This window comes from Winogradskyella sp. 4-2091 (genome assembly GCF_045765065.1).
Lineage (GTDB): Bacteria > Bacteroidota > Bacteroidia > Flavobacteriales > Flavobacteriaceae > Winogradskyella.
Window position 1 is genome coordinate 41,469 of the sequence record NZ_JBJKOD010000003.1, and the last position, 20,801, is coordinate 62,269.

General features: G+C 32.0%; 18 protein-coding genes. 11 read left to right on the forward strand and 7 right to left on the reverse strand.

Translation table 11 applies throughout. The features are described 5' to 3' along the window. Positions 1-5: 5 nt before the first annotated feature. Together ACJBCC_RS04740 and ACJBCC_RS04745 are read right to left on the reverse strand one after the other, a co-directional pair. Positions 6-746, reverse strand: a complete 741-nt coding sequence (locus tag ACJBCC_RS04740; RefSeq protein WP_407556538.1) for a GLPGLI family protein — start codon at positions 744-746, stop codon at positions 6-8. Next, the gene (locus ACJBCC_RS04745; RefSeq protein ID WP_407556539.1) at positions 739-981 is read right to left on the reverse strand and encodes a hypothetical protein; all 243 of its coding nucleotides are present in this window, start codon (positions 979-981) and stop codon (positions 739-741) included. Before ACJBCC_RS04745 ends, ACJBCC_RS04740 begins: the two co-directional genes overlap by 8 nt. Positions 982-1,661: 680 nt before the next feature. Here ACJBCC_RS04745 and ACJBCC_RS04750 point away from each other — a divergent pair. From ACJBCC_RS04750 to ACJBCC_RS04790, 9 genes are all read left to right on the forward strand, one after another. Next, on the forward strand, positions 1,662-2,822 hold the full coding sequence (locus tag ACJBCC_RS04750; RefSeq protein WP_407556540.1) for a homogentisate 1,2-dioxygenase: 1,161 nt from the start codon (positions 1,662-1,664) through the stop codon (positions 2,820-2,822). A 12-nt stretch (positions 2,823-2,834) separates the two neighbouring features. Continuing rightward, on the forward strand, positions 2,835-3,275 hold the full coding sequence (locus ACJBCC_RS04755) for a CCC motif membrane protein (RefSeq protein WP_407556541.1): 441 nt from the start codon (positions 2,835-2,837) through the stop codon (positions 3,273-3,275). Between the two features lie 57 nt (positions 3,276-3,332). Beyond that, positions 3,333-4,493: a 4-hydroxyphenylpyruvate dioxygenase gene (gene hppD, locus ACJBCC_RS04760; RefSeq protein ID WP_299102411.1), complete on the forward strand. Its 1,161-nt coding sequence runs from the start codon at positions 3,333-3,335 to the stop codon at positions 4,491-4,493. 239 nt (positions 4,494-4,732) lie between these two features. Next, positions 4,733-5,521, forward strand: coding sequence for a DUF3108 domain-containing protein (locus ACJBCC_RS04765; RefSeq protein ID WP_299102409.1), 789 nt, complete (start codon positions 4,733-4,735; stop codon positions 5,519-5,521). A 15-nt stretch (positions 5,522-5,536) separates the two neighbouring features. Continuing rightward, positions 5,537-6,469, forward strand: coding sequence for a tryptophan 2,3-dioxygenase family protein (locus tag ACJBCC_RS04770; RefSeq protein WP_407556543.1), 933 nt, complete (start codon positions 5,537-5,539; stop codon positions 6,467-6,469). 12 nt (positions 6,470-6,481) lie between these two features. Beyond that, a complete protein-coding gene (locus ACJBCC_RS04775; RefSeq protein WP_407556544.1) occupies positions 6,482-7,789 on the forward strand; it encodes a peptidoglycan DD-metalloendopeptidase family protein in 1,308 nt (435 codons plus the stop codon). A 9-nt stretch (positions 7,790-7,798) separates the two neighbouring features. Then, positions 7,799-9,445, forward strand: a complete 1,647-nt coding sequence (gene pgi / locus ACJBCC_RS04780) for a glucose-6-phosphate isomerase (protein ID WP_407556545.1) — start codon at positions 7,799-7,801, stop codon at positions 9,443-9,445. A 162-nt stretch (positions 9,446-9,607) separates the two neighbouring features. Next, positions 9,608-12,142, forward strand: a complete 2,535-nt coding sequence (locus ACJBCC_RS04785; protein ID WP_299102401.1) for a carboxypeptidase-like regulatory domain-containing protein — start codon at positions 9,608-9,610, stop codon at positions 12,140-12,142. Positions 12,143-12,154: 12 nt separating this feature from the next. Beyond that, positions 12,155-13,798 carry a choice-of-anchor J domain-containing protein gene (locus ACJBCC_RS04790; RefSeq protein WP_407556546.1) on the forward strand — a complete coding sequence of 548 codons (1,644 nt, stop codon included), beginning with the start codon at positions 12,155-12,157 and terminating at the stop codon, positions 13,796-13,798. 80 nt (positions 13,799-13,878) lie between these two features. Here the strand turns inward: ACJBCC_RS04790 and gldD are convergent, their stop codons facing one another. From gldD to mutY, 4 genes are all read right to left on the reverse strand, one after another. Next, positions 13,879-14,448 carry a gliding motility lipoprotein GldD gene (gene gldD / locus ACJBCC_RS04795; RefSeq protein ID WP_407556547.1) on the reverse strand — a complete coding sequence of 190 codons (570 nt, stop codon included), beginning with the start codon at positions 14,446-14,448 and terminating at the stop codon, positions 13,879-13,881. Positions 14,449-14,453: 5 nt separating this feature from the next. Continuing rightward, on the reverse strand, positions 14,454-15,764 hold the full coding sequence (gldE, locus tag ACJBCC_RS04800; protein WP_299102395.1) for a gliding motility-associated protein GldE: 1,311 nt from the start codon (positions 15,762-15,764) through the stop codon (positions 14,454-14,456). A gap of 19 nt (positions 15,765-15,783) precedes the next feature. After that, positions 15,784-16,236: a single-stranded DNA-binding protein gene (locus ACJBCC_RS04805; RefSeq protein ID WP_299102393.1), complete on the reverse strand. Its 453-nt coding sequence runs from the start codon at positions 16,234-16,236 to the stop codon at positions 15,784-15,786. Between the two features lie 85 nt (positions 16,237-16,321). Further along, complete coding sequence (gene mutY / locus ACJBCC_RS04810; protein ID WP_299102390.1) at positions 16,322-17,362, reverse strand: A/G-specific adenine glycosylase; 1,041 nt, start codon at positions 17,360-17,362, stop codon at positions 16,322-16,324. 136 nt (positions 17,363-17,498) lie between these two features. Here mutY and ACJBCC_RS04815 point away from each other — a divergent pair, with 136 nt between their 5' ends. Together ACJBCC_RS04815 and ACJBCC_RS04820 are read left to right on the forward strand one after the other, a co-directional pair. After that, a complete protein-coding gene (locus ACJBCC_RS04815) occupies positions 17,499-17,789 on the forward strand; it encodes an HU family DNA-binding protein (RefSeq protein WP_008270198.1) in 291 nt (96 codons plus the stop codon). A gap of 304 nt (positions 17,790-18,093) precedes the next feature. Continuing rightward, positions 18,094-19,638 (forward strand): ribonuclease E/G, encoded by a 1,545-nt coding sequence (locus ACJBCC_RS04820; protein WP_299102388.1) that lies wholly within the window; start codon positions 18,094-18,096, stop codon positions 19,636-19,638. 388 nt (positions 19,639-20,026) lie between these two features. Here ACJBCC_RS04820 and ACJBCC_RS04825 read toward each other — a convergent pair whose 3' ends face one another. Beyond that, complete coding sequence (locus ACJBCC_RS04825) at positions 20,027-20,743, reverse strand: Bax inhibitor-1 family protein (protein ID WP_299102387.1); 717 nt, start codon at positions 20,741-20,743, stop codon at positions 20,027-20,029. Positions 20,744-20,801 lie beyond the last annotated feature (58 nt).

The following is a 20,801-nucleotide window of genomic DNA, read 5'->3' on the forward strand; positions in this document are numbered from 1 at the left end:
AATTTTTAATTATCAAAAAATGAGGGAACTTTTTTCTTAGCCAAAAGATTAAACTCCTTAATGGTTATAATTTCTGCATCAATTGGCTTTTCGACACGAACATTTTTTTTGTTTATTTTAATTTTTTTTGCAATGTAAGTCATCTTTGAATATTTCAATTCAATAATCAATCCTGGTAAACCAAAAAATTCTACAGGACCATAACTTAATGGAATACTTGGGCAAAACCAGGCTATTGCACCAATTTTATCAGTTATATTTTCATCATCATTTTTATTGTTAGATTTAATGGTATATGCTTTATAACAGGTTAAGTCATCAATTTTTTTTGTTTCTTTAGTTATAATCCATTTAGGCGCATCACGTTTTATGAGATATGTCTTGCCAAGTGAAGAATTTGATTGAAGTAAACTTAAAGAATCTTTAGAGTGATAAAAGACATTATTTCCACCAGCAAATAAAAAGGTAATATTTATTCCTCCTTCTTTGTCAATATTTAGTTTTTTATCGGTCGAATAGGAAGATTCATTTTCATTAAAACTTAATGTAGCAGTAATACTTTCTGCGTCACTAATTAGTTTGTTTGCACCTTCAATTCCTTCTTTATCTCCAAACTCGCTATCTAATGAAATTAATGTGTTGTCATAAGTTACTTCGTAAGTAACTTCTCCGCATTTATTATTTTGACCTTGAATGCTCATATACAAGGTCAAAATAAATATTGACAAATATTTTGTCTTAATCATTTAGACAGCCATTATAACCAATCATATAAGCTTCCATATAACTCATAGTTGGATTTATCATATCTGTATTAGCATCGGCTCCATTGTTAGCTGCTAAAGTTAGTATTGCATTTCTCCAATACCTTGCGCAATCAGATGCCCTTCCAAACTCTTCGAACTTTACTTTTGGAGTTGCACTTACTATTGTGCTCATAAACATTACCACAGCCATAAGGCTAAATACTTTTTTCTTCATAATTTAAGATTTTAAACCCATCACATTTTTTTATAGACAGGTTGATTAATTAATAAATTTGCCCTAAAACTTAGGAAATAGAAGTTTTTTAAATTTAGAAGTTATTTGTTGTCTCATATTAAGGGTATGAGATGCAGAAGTTATTTTTGCGCTATTATTATAATTTTTAAGGGATAAAATTAAAAAAGCTAGCACAAGCTATATGTTAACATTTTTGTTGTTTGCAATTATATAAGTAACTTCTAAATATCTTATAATCATGCTTGCAACTTTGTAAATCTAAAAAAAAAAAAAATAGAAACGACCAAAGGAAATGTGAGAATTTTCTAAAAATTTTTCAATTACGGGAAAACCGTAATCAGCTCATTAACAAAACTTAAACTTTAACAGTTTTCTGTTTGGAGTTTAATAAAATTTTTTTGTAAAGATTTATACTACCCCCTTTTATCTCGTTTCAGTATCTCAAATAATTTTTCGATATTTGTAAAACATGAAACCATTCTGGCAAAACATAAAACTTCACTTACACTTCCTTATTAAGAGGAATCCAGAATAGCACGCCTAATTCCTGTGAAGACAGGAATCTCTACAAATTTTGTACCTTTAGATGTAGTCTATAGTTAACTGTAAATTACCACAGTTAATAATAAGATCAACTTTGAACTTTAAACAAAAAGCAAATGCCATTCTATCATAAATTAGGGAAAATTCCACCAAAACGTCACACACAGTTTAAAAAACCAAACGGCGATTTCTATTACGAGCAATTATTCGGTACCATTGGTTTTGACGGCATGTCAACCAACAGTTATCATGAGCAACGCCCAACACAAGTAAAAGACATAAAAAAACAATATAGTGTTGCACCTAAAATTGCGAAAGCAAATAATATGCAATCGTATCGTTTGCATGGTTTTAAAACAAAGCCAGAAAACGATTATTTAGAGAGTAGAAAAATTGTGCTCACTAACAGTGATTGTCATATTATATTGGCAGCACCAAAAGAATCAACACGAGATTATTTTTACAAAAATACAGATGCAGACGAGTTAATTTTTATTCATAAAGGCACTGGGAAATTAAGAACACACTTAGGGAACTTAGATTTTAAATATGGCGATTATTTATTAGTGCCAAGAGGTGTGATTTATAAACTCGATTTTGATACAGAAGACAATCGCCTGTTTATTGTAGAATCTCGTAGACCAATTTATACACCAAAACGTTACAGAAATTGGTTTGGACAATTATTAGAACATTCCCCATTTTGTGAGCGCGATCTACGTCAGCCACAAGAGTTAGAGACGTATAACGAATCTGGCGACTTTTTAATTAAAATAAAAAAACAAGGCGATATTTTTGATATGGTCTATGCCTCGCATCCTTTTGATGTTGTAGGTTACGACGGTTACAATTATCCTTATGCCTTTTCAATTCACGATTTTGAACCCATAACAGGACGCGTGCATCAGCCACCACCTGTGCATCAAACTTTTGAAACTGATGCCTTTGTAATTTGTAGCTTTGTACCAAGATTATATGATTATCATCCATTAGCTGTGCCAGCTCCTTACAACCATAGTAATATAGATAGTGATGAGGTATTGTATTACGTAGATGGCGATTTTATGAGTAGAAACGATATTGCTGCAGGTCATATTTCTTTGCATCCAGCAGGTATTCCTCATGGTCCACATCCTGGCGCTATGGAGCGTAGTATTGGTAAAGTAAAAACAGATGAATTGGCTGTTATGGTAGATACTTTTAAGCCATTACAAGTTACGGAAGAGGCAATGAAAATTGCAGATGAGGATTATTATAAATCGTGGTTAGAGCATTAAAAGAAAAAATAAATGTATAAAAATAAATTATCGGCTGATCCATTATCTCTTATTTTAGGCGTATTGGCATTGATTATTGGTTTAGTGGGTTGCTGTTGTTATGGTGTAACGGCAATTGTTCCGCTTGTTATGGCAATAATTGGGTTAGTAACGGCTAATAAAAGTATTAGAGATTTTCATAATAATCCTGAAGCCTATGATCCACAATCACTAAGCAATGTTAATACTGCCAAAATCTTAAATATAATAGCGGTTATTTTAAACGGAATAATTTTTCTTGTTGCTTTCGCTGCATTAATTTTTTACGGAACCATAATATCCTCAGCAGTGTTAGATGGTATAAGAAGTGGAAATTACGAAGAAGATGACTTTCATTATGAATACGAAACAGATAGTATTGAAGATTGGGAGGAAGACGATTACATTCTAGAATCTGAAGTAGATTCTATATAATAGATTAAAAAACTAATAAGATAATTAAAAAGCATATAATTTTTAAAATATAAAATTATGACTAAAGAAATAGAAAACGTTAACTACGGTTTAGAAAAAATATTTGAAGACGCTCAAGATTTCCTACCGCTTTTAGGTACAGATTATGTAGAGTTTTATGTTGGTAATGCCAAGCAATCTGCACATTTTTATAAAACCGCATTTGGTTTTCAGTCGTATGCATATAAAGGGTTGGAGACGGGTTCTACGGATTCGGTAAGTTATGTCTTAAAGCAAGATAAAATCCGATTAGTTTTAACCACACCATTAAATAGTAAATCAGAAATTAATAACCACATCGTTAAGCATGGTGATGGCGTAAAGGTAGTTGCACTTTGGGTAGAGGATGCGCGTAAATCTTATGAAGAAACTACAAAGCGAGGTGCAAAATCGTATATGGAACCTACTGTAGAAAAAGACGAATTTGGTGAAGTCGTTAGAGCAGGTATATATACTTACGGAGAAACAGTACATATGTTTGTGGAGCGTAAAAACTACAAAGGCGCATTTATGCCAGGTTTTGTAGCGTGGAAAAGTGATTACAATCCAGAACCAGCAGGCTTAAAGTATATAGACCACATGGTTGGTAATGTTGGTTGGGGTGAAATGAATACTTGGGTAAAATGGTATGAAGATGTTATGGGCTTTGTTAATTTCTTGTCTTTTGATGATAAACAGATTCATACAGAATATTCAGCATTGATGAGTAAGGTAATGAGTAATGGAAATGGTAGAATTAAATTTCCTATTAATGAACCAGCAGAAGGTAAAAAGCGTTCTCAAATTGAAGAATATTTAGACTTTTACGAAGGCGCAGGAGTACAGCATATCGCTGTAGCAACAGATGATATTATTAAAACAGTTTCGCAATTAAAATCTAGAGGTGTAGAATTTTTATCTACACCACCAGAAGAATACTACAGCGCTGTACCAGGTCGTTTAGAAGAGCATAGTCATGCATTAAGAGAAGATATTGAAACCTTAAAAGGCTTAGGTATTATGATAGATGCAGATGAAGAAGGCTACTTACTTCAAATATTTACAAAACCAGTAGAAGACAGGCCAACTTTGTTTTTTGAAATAATACAAAGAATGGGAGCACGTGGATTTGGTGCAGGTAATTTTAAGGCCTTATTTGAGTCTATTGAGCGCGAACAAGCTAAAAGAGGTACGCTATAAACTGACTTAAATAAGTTTTTATTGATTTGGTTAAATATCAAGAGGTGTTTTTAGTTTTTTAACTGTTTCTAATATTTGGAATAGTAATTGTATTTAAGATAATTGTAACACAAAAAATGCGTTACATTAATTATATTTACAATCTATAAAGTTTATGCTTTGAGACTTAAGTATTAAGTGCTGATGGTAAAAGATTTATAGAAATCACATGTGACCGTAAATATTAAAACATAAAACACATGAAATATTTATTTACAATCATATTATTTTTTGTTGGATTTCAGGCCTCAGACCTTGAAAAGGAATCCTCTTTTCAAGAAGGAGAGTGGTTTAAATTTGAAATGAGTTATAGTGGCTTTGTAAAAGCAGGAAACGCTACAATGTCAGTAAAAGAAACCAATTTAGATGGAAAAGAAGTTTTTCATGTTGTTGGCAAAGGGTGGACAACAGGTGCAATAAAATGGTTTTTTAAAGTAAAGGATCGTTACGAAAGTTATTTTGATAAAGACACAGGAGTACCATACAAGTTTATTCGTAAAATTGATGAAGGTGGACATACTAAGGATATTGAAATAAAATTTGATCATGTTAAACAGAAAGCCGAGGTTTATAATAAAAAGAAAAAGAAAGTAACCACTGTTACTACTGAACAAGATGTTCAGGATATGGTGTCTATGTATTATTATCTAAGAAATAAGATTGATATAGATGCTTTAAGAACAGGTGATGAGATTAAAACAAACATGTTTTTTGATGAAGAAAACTATGGTTTTAAACTAAAGTTTTTAGGTAGAGAAACGATAGAGGTAGACGTTAACGGATCTGATGTAAAAGTAAAAACGCTTAAGTTTAGACCTTATGTAATGGCTGGCCGAGTGTTTAAAGAAGAAGAAAGTTTAACCCTTTGGGTAAGTGCAGATAAGAATAAAATTCCTTTAAAAATTAAAGCAGATTTGGCAGTAGGTTCCTTACGTGCAGATCTTATAGAGTTTAAAGGTTTAAAGCACTCTTTTAAAATAGAATTCTAAGATATTATTGATAATATGACAGATCAACCTAACTATGATGAGGTTATAAAAGCACTTCAAGAGAAGTACGAAAAAATAGATCAAGACACCGACGACCATTTACATGGTTTATTATATAGTAAGCCTATAACGTATTGGGACTACATACAAACAGATGCATTGTTAAATCTTCAAATTCAGCGTACAACTCTACCTGATGAGATGGTGTTTATTGCGTATCACCAAATTAATGAGCTAATTTTTAAAATGATACTCTGGGAAATTTCTCAGGTAGCAGAAAAGGAAGATTTAGATGTTACTTTTTTTGAAAGTAAACTAATGCGTATTAGTCGCTATTTTGATATGTTATCAACTTCTTTTAATATTATGAGAGAAGGCATGGAAGTAGAGCAGTATATGAAGTTTAGATATACACTTACACCAGCTAGTGGATTTCAAAGTGCACAGTATAGACTTGTAGAGTTTGCATCAACCGAATTAATTAATCTTATTGATTATAGGTTTAGAAAGGATATAGATAGAAACACGCCTTTTATGCATGCATTTGAGCATTTATATTGGCAAGCCGCAGGAAAAGATCATAAAACCGGAAAGAAATCTACCCTTTTAGTTAATTTTGAGAAACGTTATAAAGATGAGTTTTTAAGATTTATGGAAACATATAACACTAAAAACCTTTGGTCACGCTTTAAAGAACTTCCAGAAAAAGATCAAAAAAATGAGGAGTTAGTAAAAGCTATGCGTCATTACGATTATACAGTAAATGTATCATGGGTAATGTGTCATTATAATGCAGCAAAACATTATATAGATAGTGGTATTGGTGATGGTGAAGCTACAGGCGGAAGTGATTGGAAAAAATACATGCATCCAAAATATCAAAAGCGTATCTTCTTTCCAGAATTATGGAGTAAAGAAGAAATAGAAAATTGGGGAAATAATTTATAATTAGCTTAATTAATGCAATTAAAAACATTAATCGCAGTACTAGTAATTGCTATGAGTATTCTTGCTTGCAAAGAGGATAACTCAGCAGAAATTGAATATGAAAACGAACTCGCAGAAATTGTAGAAGAAGAAAAAATTCTTGAGTTTGGTTTTGATATAAATAACTACATAGTTAAACGAGATACTATTCAAAAAGGGGATAGTTTTGGCGAGATTTTACAACGCAATAATATTGGGTATCCACAGATTTTTCAGATAGCTGAAAAAACAAAAGACAGTTTTGATACCAGAAAACTTCATCCAGGAAAACCATATACTTTATTGTTTTCAAAAGAATCATCCACTGATAGTCTTCCTAGTCCAGAAACATTTATTTATCAAGCAGATCAAGTAAAATATGTCGTTGTAAATTTAAAAGATTCTATCTACGCATATTCAAATAAAAAACCAGTAACCTATATTGAAAAAACAGCTACAGGTGTAATAGAAAGTAGTATTTCAAAGACCTTAGAGGAAAAAGGATTAAGCCAGAAATTGGCCTATAAAATGGCTGATGATATATATGCATGGACTATAGATTTTAGAAGATTGCAAAAAGGAGACCGTTTTAAAGTTATTTACACAGATAAATATATAGACGATTCAATTTATGCAGGTGTACACAATGTAAAGGCTGCTTATTTTGAGCACAATAGTGAATCTCTGTATGCCTTTCAGTTTGAAACGGATTCTATAAAAGGAATTGTAGATTATTTTAACGAAGATGCTAAAAATTTAAGAAGGGCTTTCTTAAAAGCACCAGTTCAATTTAGTAGAATATCGTCACGATATAATTTAAAAAGACGAATAGCGGTTTATGGGTACAAAGTTCGTCCACATAAAGGAACTGATTTCGCTGCTCCAGTAGGTACACCAATTATGGCAACGGCTAATGGTACTGTTATAGAATCTACACGACGAGGCGGTAATGGTAAATATGTAAAAATTAGGCATAACGATACTTATACTACACAGTACCTTCACATGAGTAAACGTCTTGTTAAAAAAGGAGATTTTGTAAAACAAGGTGATATAATTGGTAAAGTAGGAATGACAGGTAATACAGGTGGACCACATGTCTGTTATCGTTTTTGGAAGAATGGAAAACAAGTAGATCCGTTTAAGCAAAAGTTACCAGAAGCGAAACCGATTTCTGATAGTTTAAAAGTTAAGTTTTTAGAACATATAAAACCTATAAAGCAAAGATTAGATAATATATTCTTTTTAGAAGCAGAACCAAAAGAAACAGAAAACACAATAACGGAAGATCCGATTTTATAATAACAAAATATGGCATTAAAAGCAACTAACGCAACAACATCAAATGCTTGGAAAAAATTACAAGCACATTTTGACAGCATTAAAACAGAGCATTTAAAAGATTTGTTTAAAGCAGATGCCAATAGAGCAAATGATTTAACTATAAAATGGGAAGATTTTTATGTCGATTTTTCAAAAAACAGAATGACAACAGAAACGGTTGATTTGTTAGTTGAACTAGCAAATGAACTAGATTTGAAAAATGCTATAGCCAAATATTTTGAAGGAGATATTATAAACGCAACGGAAGGAAGAGCTGTTTTACATACAGCATTACGTGCACCAAAAGATGCTAAGGTTTTAGTAGATGGCGAAAATGTAATTCCTGAAGTACATGAGGTAAAGAAGAAAATAGAAAAATTTACGAATTCTGTAGTAAGTGGAAATCATAGAGGGTACTCAGGTAAAAGTATAACAGATGTTGTTAATATAGGAATTGGAGGTTCTGATTTAGGTCCAGCAATGGTTGTGGATTCGCTTCAATATTATAAAAATCAATTAAATACACATTTTGTAAGTAATGTTGATGGTGATCATTATCAAGAGGTTATTAAAGATCTAAATCCTGAAACAACATTATTTGTAATTGTGTCTAAAACATTTACAACCCAAGAAACTTTGTCTAATGCCAATTCAATTAGATCTTGGTTCTTAAAATCACAGCCAAAAGAGGCTGTTGCTAACCATTTTGTAGCGGTTTCTACAAATATTGAAAGTGTAAAAAGCTTTGGGATTGATGAGGCTAACATATTTCCAATGAAAGATTGGGTTGGTGGTCGTTTTTCATTGTGGAGTGCAGTAGGTCTTTCAATTAGTTTGGCTGTAGGTTATAAAAATTTTGAAAGTCTGTTAGATGGAGCGCATCAAATGGATGAGCATTTTAGAACTGCAGATTTTAATAATAATATTCCTGTAATTTCAGCATTATTGACCATCTGGTATAATAACTTTTTTAAATCTGAAAGTGAAGCAATTATTCCCTACACGCAATATCTAAATCAATTTGCGACCTACCTTCAACAAGGTATAATGGAAAGTAATGGTAAGAGTGTAGATAGAGGTGGTAATAAAGTAAATTACCAAACAGGGACATTGATTTGGGGAGAACCAGGAACCAACTCACAACACGCATTTTTTCAATTAATACATCAAGGCACTAAATTAATACCAACCGATTTTATTGGGTATGTAGAGTCATTGTATGGAGATAAAGATCATCATGATAAATTGATGTCTAATTATTTTGCTCAAACTGAAGCGTTAATGAATGGTAAAACGGAAGAGGAAGTAATGTCTGAATTAAAAGGGCAATCTGCTTCAGCTGAAGAAATAGAACAACTGTTAGCTTTTAAAGTGTTTGAAGGAAATAAGCCAACGACATCAATATTAATTCAGAAATTATCTCCTAAGAGTTTAGGAAAATTGATAGCTATGTATGAACATAAGATTTTTGTACAAGGTATAATTTGGAATATTTATAGCTATGACCAATTTGGTGTAGAATTGGGTAAACAACTTGCTAAATCTATACTAAATGAACTCTCAAATGATGATGTTACGGCAAATCATGATTCATCGACTCAAAATTTAATATCATTTTATAAGAACAATTGTTAAAAATTGTTAAAAACATTTGATAAAATCTATTATGCATGCATAAAATTTAAGGATTTTATAATTAACTTCGTTTTGCTTAATTGTTAACATTAAGTTAATATACTAGCTCATTGAGCTGTGTAATTTTGCGATAATTATAAAACCAATTAACTTAAATTTTATATGAAAAAATTTAATCTTTATTTATGCTTTGTTGTATTAACATGCTTAACAACATTTGCATATGCCCAAACCACTATTACGGGTAAAATTATTGATAGTGACATGAGCTCACCGCTTCCTGGTGCTAATATCATAGTGAAAGGAACTTCAAATGGTGCAACTACAAATTTTGATGGTGATTTTACTTTAACAACTGATTCAAAATCAGGTGAAGTGGTAATCTCTTATGTAGGTTTTATATCTCAAACTATAGCCTTTAGTGGAGATACTGATTTAGGTACAATTACTTTAATGTCTAGTAATGTAGGTTTAGATGAAATTATGATTGTTGCTTCTGTAGCTGTGGATAGAAAAACTCCAGTAGCTGTTTCTACAATTAAGGCAGAAGAAATTGCAATTAAATTAGGAACGCAAGAATTTCCTGAAATTTTAAAATCTACTCCAGGTGTTTACGCAACGAGACAAGGTGGTGGATATGGTGATAGTAGAATTAACCTTAGAGGGTTTAGTTCTGAAAATGTCGCTGTAATGATTAACGGTGTACCAGTAAACGACATGGAGAATGGAGCTGTTTATTGGAGTAACTGGGCAGGTTTAGGAGATGTAACTTCTACAATGCAGGTTCAGAGAGGTTTAGGTGCATCTAAAGTAGCTGTAGCATCAGTTGGTGGTACAATTAATATTATAACAAAAACGACAGACGCTGAAAAAGGTGGAAACGTACTTACAAGTATTGCTAATGATGGCTATTTAAAATATGGAATGACATATTCTACTGGTTTATCAGATAAAGGATTTGCTGCAACAGTTAGCGCATCTAAAATTGATGGTGACGGTTATGTAGACGGAACTGAGTTTTCAGGATACAATTACTTTGTAAGTTTAACGCAACAAATAAATGATGCTCACAGATTATCATTTACAGCTTTTGGTGCGCAACAAGAACACGGTCAACGTTTTAATCGTTCTACAATTGCTGATTTAAAGGATACTGATTCTGGTCCACAAAAAGCCAACAGAGATTGGGGTTACAAGAACGGTGAAGTTTATCATCAATCTTACAACTTCTATCACAAACCTCAAATGTCTATAAACCATTTATGGAAAATTAATGACGCTTCTGCATTATCTACAGCAGTTTATGCATCATTTGGTTCAGGTGGTGGACGTAGAGATGAAGGTTCTAAAATTGGATCTGATGAATATAGAATAGGGTCTTCTGGATTAACTCCTATTGATTTTGATAGGGTAATTGCAGAGAATCAAGCAAACGGTGTAAATGGATCAACGGATATTATTTCGTCTTCTAGAAACTCTCACGAATGGTATGGTGTTTTATCAACGTATAAAAACAAAGTGAACGATCAGTTAACAATTTCTGGTGGTTTAGATGGACGTTATTATGTAGGTTCTCACTGGTACCAAGTAGATGATTTATTAGGAGGTCAGTTTTTCCTTGATAATGAAAGTGATACATTTGCTTTTGGTCAGCCTTTAAAAGTAGGTGATAGATACAATAAAGATTATGATGGTATTGTATTAAGATATGGACTTTTTGGACAAGCAGAATATCAAGTAAATGAATCAGTGAATTTATTTGTTGCTGCAGACGTTTCTAATAGTAACTATAAGCAAGAGGAGTTTATGAACAATACTATCACAGGTGATAGATTATCTGAAGCTGTAAACTTTACAGGATACGGAATTAAAGGTGGTGGTAACTATAATCTTGATGGTAATAATAATGTATTTGTAAATGTTGGATATTTCTCTAAAGCACCATTTTTAGATGATGTATTTTTAGATGAAGACGGAATTATTCCAAATGAAGACGCAGTAAACGAAAAAGTATTTAGTGCAGAATTAGGATACGGTTTCCGTGGAGAAAAATTAAGTGCCAATGTAAATGTTTATTATACAAATTGGTTAGATAAATCTTTAGGTGGTTCTATAGGAACAGGTGAAGACTTATTTTTCTATAACTTACAAGGAATTGATGCATTACACCAAGGTATCGAAGTTGACTTTAGATATAGAGCAACTGATAAATTAACTGTAACAGGTATGGCATCTTTAGGTGATTGGCAATGGAAAAGTAATGTTTCTGCAGATATTAGAGATCAAGCAGGTGATGTTGTTGATGTAGTAGAAGTATATGCTGAAGATTTAAAAGTAGGTGACGTTGCTCAAACTACATTTGCATTAGGTGTTGATTATAAATTAGCGCCAAAATCTAATATCTATGTAGATTATAACTTTGCAGGAGATAACTATTCTTCTTACGATGTTACTAACAGAGGTAGTTTAGATTTACCAGATGTATGGAAGCTTCCTGATTTTGGTTTATTTGATATAGGTTTAAGACATAGTTTTGTAATGGGATCGTTTGATGCTCAATTAATAGGAAAAGTAAATAATGCTTTTAATACAGAATATGTATCTGATGCAAATGATTTAGACGGGACTTCTTCTACTGCTCAAGTTTATTTTGGTCCAGGAAGAACTTATAGTGTTGGATTGAAAGTTAATTTTTAAAAAATATTGAAAATGAAAAGAATAATTTATTGTTTAGCAATTTTAGGATTAGCCTTTTACGGTTGTGATCCTATGGATGACATTTATGACGGATTAGATTCAAGTGCAGAACCAATTGTAGGTTCAGAATCATATACTCTTGTTAGTGATGATTATGACGAATTAGAATTGACTTATGGAAGTTTCAATTCAGTTGATGAAGCCAAAGTTTTATTACCAGGATTTTTAGCTGATAAATATCCGTTTTGGGGAGAAGGTTCATCAGTTGTAGTAGGTTATGATCTATATATTGGTAATGCAGAAGGTTTAAGTGATTTTACTTATTCTGATATTTATGAGTTTACAAACTCTGATTATGCTACAACTGGTAGTGATGCTTTTGGGTTTTATCCAGATGTAAATGCAGCAGATCAAATACCAGCTATTTTAGATGCTCAGGTTACAGATCCTGTAGAGGGGCAATTAATATTAGCTAAGTATGACCAATATACTCAAGATCCTGTAGTTGGTTTAGCTGACTTAGTTTCTTACAATTTTGCAGGAAGCATGGAAGGATGGACTGTTGGTGAAGAGTTTGGTGATGATGCTGTTTGGACATCTGAAACAGGTTATGTTCAAGGAAACAGTTATTTTGGCGGACAAGTAGCAAATACAGAATGGATTGTATCACCTACTATAGATTTATCTGCTGAGAGTGATCTTAAATTTCAAATTACTCACGAACTTGATTACGCTGGTGACGCATCATTATTGAAAATAATGGTTACAACAGATTATACAGGTGATGTTTTAACAACAACTTGGGATGAAATTACTTTAGCAAATCCTGCTACAGGAGATATGGCTTCATCTGAAGATTACGATTTTTCGGCATATGACGGTGAAACAATTAATGTAGCTTTTAAATATGAATCTACTGATTCAGATGCTGCAAGATGGAGAATAGAAAGCATGGCGATAAAAGCTTTAGGAGCAACAGGAGATATAAACTCTAAAGGTGAGTACTTTATGTATTCTGGTGGTTCTTGGGAAGCAGTTGAAGGTGTTTATTACTTAAGTTCTAAAGATTTTGATTCAATGGGTGAAGATTTTAACCAACCTGGTCAATACGATAACTTTGGTAGTTCTGTACCACCAGATAACTATTTACCAACGTTTTTAGACCTAACGTTCCCTTATGCACAGGAAGAAGAAGAGTTATTTATAATTTATGATTATTACTCTAGTTCTAGTGGAGCACAAAGAAGAGGTAATCTTTATACTGTCACTAACGGTGAGTTTGTTGGTCATGAGTCTACAATATCTACAACTTTACAGTTTGGTTTTGAAGATGGAATTTGGGTGCCAGATAACACTATTAGATATACATTTTCTGCAGATGATTACGTATTAGTAGCAACAGAATTAGGAGATGTTTACCCTAATGCAACAGCTAGTATGAGTAACTACGGAAACATGGATAGAAGAGCTGGTAATGCAGCGGAGTGGACAAATCCAATGGTACTTGAAGCAGCTGCAGTAGTCTTAGATAATTTAGATCCTAGTGCTGCTGAAGAGCAAAAGTATATTGTTACTATAGAAGTTTATAATGGTAGTAATACCACTGAAGATTTCGCAGTAATAAAAATGGGAGGAGAATGGGTTTACCAAGATTAAGGTAAGCAGAACATCCTATTAAATAATAAAAAAAAATGCCACTGAATTTCAGTGGCATTTTTTATGTTATAAATTGAAGCTTATTCTTTCCAATGAACACTTTCCATAATGTGTCTAATATCCTTTTTTAGATACTCTGCAGCTGGATAGATAGAATCATAATTAGGTTTAGCATAAAAGTAAAGTGAGCCACTTAAAAAGTGGTTGATGCTATCAGTAACATAAAATTGAGATTGAGAGGCTGCATCGCCTCCAATTTCGTATATCATTCCATAAACATTCTGAGTTTTGTTTTCATACAAATTGCTAGAAATTTCATCAGCCTTAATGGTGTGCTTTTGAGTAAGGTTTTGAGCATCTCGCAGTAGGCTATCTAAATTTCCATTATTAACTTCTTTATACGTAAGGTAAATAGTAGCTTTTAAAGCTGGATATTTAATATCAACACCTTTAGAATTAGGCGTAGATTTTACCGCACTAATTGGGTTGGCTAATTCATTTTTTTCAAAAGAAAAAGGCAAAGGCACAATAGCTTTTTTATAGTTGGCATTAGGGTATTCTAATCGTAAATAGCCTTTAGGTTTTGGTAATGGGTCATTACCACAGCTTAACATTAATAAACTTAATATAGGAAGAGCTAATCGTTTCATTATGGTTATTCTAATAAAGTGAGTTTAATTTGTTTAATGCGTTTTCGTTCTAGAGACTCTATAGTAAAAACGTAATTATGAAAATTTATTTTACTTCCAACTCTAGGAAATCCACCTGAAATTTCTAATACAAAGCCTGCGAGTGTTTCTGCTTCTCCTTTCTTAGATTCAAAAAGCTCATTATTTGTATCAATTCCAATTATTTTATATACATCCTTTAGAGGTGTTTTACCTTCAAAACTATAGTTGTTATCGTCTAATTTAGAATATATTAAATCATCATCGTCGTATTCATCGCTAATATCACCTACTATTTCTTCAATAATATCTTCTAATGAAACTAAACCAGAAGTACCACCATACTCATCTACCACAACAGCGAGATGAACTTTTTTGGTTTGAAACTCAACCATTAGATCATCTAATTTTTTATTGGCAGGTACAAAAAAGGGTTCACGTAAAATGGTGGTCCAATTAAATTTTTTCTTGTTTATATGTGGAAGTAAATCTTTTACATAAAGTACACCAGTAATAGTATCTATACTTTCTTCGTATACAGGAATTCTAGAATAGCCATTGGCAATAATTTCCTTAATAATAGTTTCAAAAGGAGTATCAATTTTAAGAGCAAATAAATCCATCCTAGGACGCATTACTTGCTTTGTATCTGTATTTCCGAAGGAAACAATACCTTGTAATATTTTTTGTTCTTCTTGTGTAGTATCGTCATTATTTGTCAATTCTAACGCTTGTGACAATTGGTCTACACTAAGATTAGAACGTTGCTTACCAAAATTGTCTTGTATTTTTATAGTTACAAAGCGCATAGGTAAGCTAATAGGCGAAAATAAAACATCTAATACCTTTAAAGGTCTAGACATAAACGAAGAAAATTTCACACTATTTCTACTCGCATAAATTTTTGGAATTATTTCTCCAAACAATAAGATTAAAAACGTAGCAGAAACCACTTCAACCAAAAACCTTAATAGTGTACTAGAAATACTACTAAAAATGGTTTCTCCTATAAAAGCAAACAGTAAAACTACGGCAATATTTATAAAGTTATTGGCAACCAAAATTGTAGCTAATAATTTTTTGGGACGTTCTAATAGCGTAACAATGATTTGCATGGCTGGTAATTCATTTTCTAAACCTTCTTTGAGATCAGATTTTGTAAGTGAAAATAAAGCAACCTCTGCACCAGAAATTAATGCTGAGCAAATAAGTAATATTATAAGTAATAGAATACTCGAAATAAATGAAGTACTATTTACAATTAAATTAATTATTAAAACCGTGGGTTCTGGGTCCAAGATAACGTTAGATTAAAAATTAAAATGGTAAATCATCATTATCTTCTGCAATGTCAGCATTTTTAGCCGATTGCTGCGATTGAGGATTGGCCTTTGGTAAATTAGGTTTTTGCGATTGATTGGGCTGTTGGTCGTTTTTAGGTGTTAAAAACGTAAATTCATCACATTGTATTTCTGTAGAATAGCGTTCCATACCTTTGTCGTCTGTCCACTTTCTAGTTTTTATTTTACCTTCAATGTATACCTTATCTCCTTTAGATAAATATTTTTCGCAAATTTCTGCGGCCTTATTTCTTACTACAATATTGTGCCATTCAGTATTGGTAATACGTTCATTGGTTTGCTTACTAACATAAGATTCGCTAGTAGCGATAGGAAAACGACCAACACAATTTTTATCATCAAAATAATGCATTTTTACTTCGTCACCTAAGTTTCCTATAAGCATTACTTTATTCAATGTTCCAGCCATAATATTGTAGTTTTAAGTAGCAAAGTTACTCAATTGAGCAATCACTACTTTAAAAGTAGTAAAAAAATGTGATTTCTTTAGGGTTCTAAAAATTGAATTTTTCTATAAACTCACTAATAAGTACTGGTGTAGGTAATTTTTTTAATGATTTAATTGAGACAGCATCGTTTGGTAGTTCCTTAACATTTATAATCCAAAACTTAGTATAAAGATGTTGATGCGATAATTTGTGTACAATATCTTCATCATTATATAATGAGTAATCAAAATCAATATGATTTAAAATAGTGTCTGTTAGATCTAAAACATCAAAATCACTTGAAGAAAGACTTTTTTTAGATTCAATCAACGGAAACTGGTAGAGGTTTTGCCAAATGCCCTTATGGGTTCGTTTTTCAAAAAGCGTTTTACCGTTATTGTCTATATACACTAAAAAGTTAAAATGCTTAACGGACACTTTGGTTTTCTTTAACTTTATAGGAAGTGTATCAACCTTTTTTTTCTGAAGAGCAATACAGCTTTCATTAATAGGGCAAGAATTGCAATCTGGATTTTTAGGTTTGCATTGCAACGCGCCAAACTCCATAATGGCTTGGTTATAGGTGTCAGGTTCCTCCTTATCTATTAAAGTAGAAGCTAAAGTTTTAAATTCTTTAATTCCTAAAGTTGAGTTTATTGGTGTGTCAATACCAAAGTAGCGCGATAAAACTCTGTATACATTACCATCAACAACAGCGGCAACTTCTTTAAATGCAATTGATGAAATAGCACTAGCTGTATAATCGCCAATACCTTTTAATTTTAATAAATCTTTATAGTTGTTAGGAAAAACACCATTAAAGGTATTTACAATATGTTTTGCAGTGGCATGAAGGTTCCTTGCTCTAGAGTAATATCCCAAACCTTGCCATAATTTTAGTACCTCAGTTTCAGAGGCAGATGCAAGGTCAAATATTGTTGGGTATTTTGCGACGAAATTTTCATAATATGGAAGACCTTGTTTTACTTGAGTTTGCTGTAAAATAATTTCTGAAAGCCAAATATAATATGGATTCTTAGTCTCTCGCCAAGGCAGTTTTCTCTTGTTATCTGAGTACCAGTTAATTAATTTGTATTTGAAATCCATTTTTCATTTTAAGTGTTAAAGCAAAATTAAATGTTTATCATCTTAAATTTTAATTAATTACGTTTGAAATATTGAAATTAAATTACATATATTTGCAATCCCTTAGAATTAAAAAGTAACCCTAAAACTAATAGTAATGACAAAAGCCGATTTGGTAGCAAAAATATCTGATAAGTTAGGTATTGAAAAAGGAGACGTTCAAGCGACAGTTGAAACTTTTATGGAAGAAGTAAAAACATCTTTAGAAAGTGGAGATAACGTTTATTTAAGAGGTTTCGGAAGTTTCATCATTAAAACAAGAGCTGAAAAAACAGGTCGTAATATTTCAAAGAATACTACAATAAAAATTCCAGCTCACAACATACCAGCATTTAAGCCTGCAAAAGTATTTTTAGAAGGTGTTAAATCTAATGTTGAGGTTAACTAGAAAAAATTTAAACTAAATATTAATTAAAAAGCATTATTTATTATGCCAAGTGGTAAAAAAAGAAAAAGACACAAGGTAGCGACGCATAAGCGTAAAAAACGTAGACGCGCTAATCGTCATAAAAAGAAATAAATTGTTAAAAGTAGTTTTAGAACTACTTTTTTCATTTTTAAAGAAACGTTCTTTGATATAGAATTGACAACATTTAATAGAGTGTTGTATAATTTGTTGGATATTAATCCTGTGTCAAATAATTTAGTAAAATCCATCTACCTCAATGAAGAGTTAGATATAAATTAACATTATGAACAAAGAATTAATCGTAAGATCGAGTTCAGATATTGTTGATTTTGCCTTATTAAAAGATGGAAAACTTATTGAATTACATAAAGACGAAGAGGATAATGACTTTGCTGTTGGTGATATTTTTATTGCCAAAATACGCAAAGTTATGTCTGGTCTAAACGCTGCGTTTGTTAACGTTGGCTACGAGAAAGATGGTTTTTTACACTATCATGATCTAGGACCACAATTACCTTCGCTTATGAAATTCATTAAACGTGTAAGCACAGGGAAATTAAGGGATTACACCCTTAAAGACTTTCCTATGGAGAAAGATTTAGATAAAAATGGCACTATTGCTAATGCTATTAAATCTAATCAATCCATATTAGTACAAGTAGTAAAAGAACCAATCTCAACTAAAGGACCTCGCATTAGCTCAGAATTGTCTATTGCAGGTAGATACATTGTCTTAGTACCTTTTTCTAATCGTATTTCAATCTCTCAAAAAATTGAATCGCAAGAAGAAAAAGATCGCTTAAAAAGACTTGTTAAAAGTATTACACCTAAGGGATTTGGAGTTATTATACGTACAGTAGCAGAAGGCAAAAAAGTTGCCGAGCTCGATAGTGATTTACAAAATTTGCTGGATCGATGGACAGCAATGTGTAAAAAATTGTATAAAGCACATCACCCAACTAAAGTATTGGGAGAAATGAACAAAGCATCCTCAATTTTGAGAGATATATTTAATGATTCATTCTCTGGTATTGTTGTAGATGATGAAGAATTGTACATACAAGTAAAAGATTATGTGCAGCAAATTGCACCAAACAAAGAGTCCATAGTAAAATACTATAAAAATGGTGTTCCTATTTTCGAAAAATTTGGCATTGAACGCCAAATAAAAACATCATTCGGACGAACCGTATCTATGGCAAAAGGCGCTTATTTGGTTATTGAACACACCGAAGCCCTTCATGTTGTAGATGTAAACAGTGGTAATCGCTCTAACAAAGAGAAGAACCAAGAAGATACTGCTTTAGAAGTCAATATGATTTCTGCCCAAGAAATTGCTCGCCAATTGCGCTTACGTGATATGGGAGGAATAATTGTTATCGATTTTATTGATATGGGTAAAGCAGAGAACAGAAAAAAGCTTTTCAATTATCTTAGAGATGAGATGAAGGATGACAAAGCAAAGCACAAAATATTGCCGCCGAGTAAGTTTGGATTAGTGCAAATAACCAGACAACGCGTTAGGCCAGAGCGCAATATTAAAACAAAAGAAGAAAACCCAAACCTTGTAGGAGGTGATGAAATCGAAGCACCAATAAAAGTGGTAGAACGAATAAATCAAGACCTAGAGCGTGTTTTCAAAAAAGACTATAAAAAGGTAACACTCAATACACACCCTTTTATAGCAGCCTTTTTAACCAAAGGGTTTCCATCAGTACGTTCAAAGTGGTTTGTTGAACACAAAAAATGGGTAAAAGTTTTACCTAGAGATGCTTACACTTATCTTGAATACCATTTTTATGATAAAGATGGTAACAAAATCAAATAATATCTATTAACAAAGCCCAATTGAATTTTCAATTGGGCTTTTTGTTTTTAAAGTAATTTCTATACTTATTTAAAACGTCGTTTAGTATTCCATACCATAGAACTAGCATTTCCAAATTTTAATGTCTTAGTTCCTACTTTACTTTCTACAACTACTCTGTTATTTGTTTTCATAATCTAATTGTTTATTCCTTTGTTTGGGGTTAAATAAATTCGGGTGCAAATTTATGAATGATGTAAGCTTTAGAAAACAATAGAATTGACAAGATTGTGTGTTATTTTAACTTTTATATCGGTTTTTTGCTTGTTTTGGGTTAAAATAAAATATTTATAGAAAAAGCCCAACTAATATTTTTAGTTGGGCTTTTATATATTTTTGGATTTCTATTTTAATCTCTAGACATAAATATTCTAAGAATGTACCAAAACAACAACATTAAAGAAGCAAATAAGCCTAATGCTGCAGGTATATAATCCTCAACACCATACGTGTTTACTAAATTAGATGTTTGGTATAAAATAGAACCTCCTGCGAGTAAACACATACCAACAGAGAACCATAAACCTAAATTAAATCCGAAAAGTGATCCTGCTATAATTAAACCAATAGCAATAAAGAAACCAATGGTTAAGCCTGTTTTTAAGAACGAAAAATCAGTTTTGGTTAGTAAAACTGCGGCAGATAAGCCTGTGAATAGTGCTAAAGTAACTATTGCGGCTTGCTGAAGGATTTCTGGTCCAGATTCCATATATCCTGCGGCTATTGCAATCATAGGAATAAAAATTAAGGCTTCAAAAAATATATAAATACCATAGGCTAAGTACTGTATATTTTTATCGGTAGTTTTCATAGCCATACTTTCCGCATAGTTTGTTGCTAGCATAAAGCCACCTAACATTAATAGCCATTTATAACCTTCGGTCATAGAAAACATAAAGTTTACTATAGTGTCACTTTGAAGTAATAAGTATTCAAATAATACAAAAACAAGTACACCGCCCGCAACATGAGCATAAGTTTTTTTATAAAATGCAGCACGCTCTACGTCTGAAAGGTGCCCAATCAGAACTTTTCCAGTTGGATGGTTTGGGATTTGATTTTCCATAAATTTATTTGTTTAGGTAAGAATTGATATAAATGTAGGTGTTTTCGGTATTGAAAAC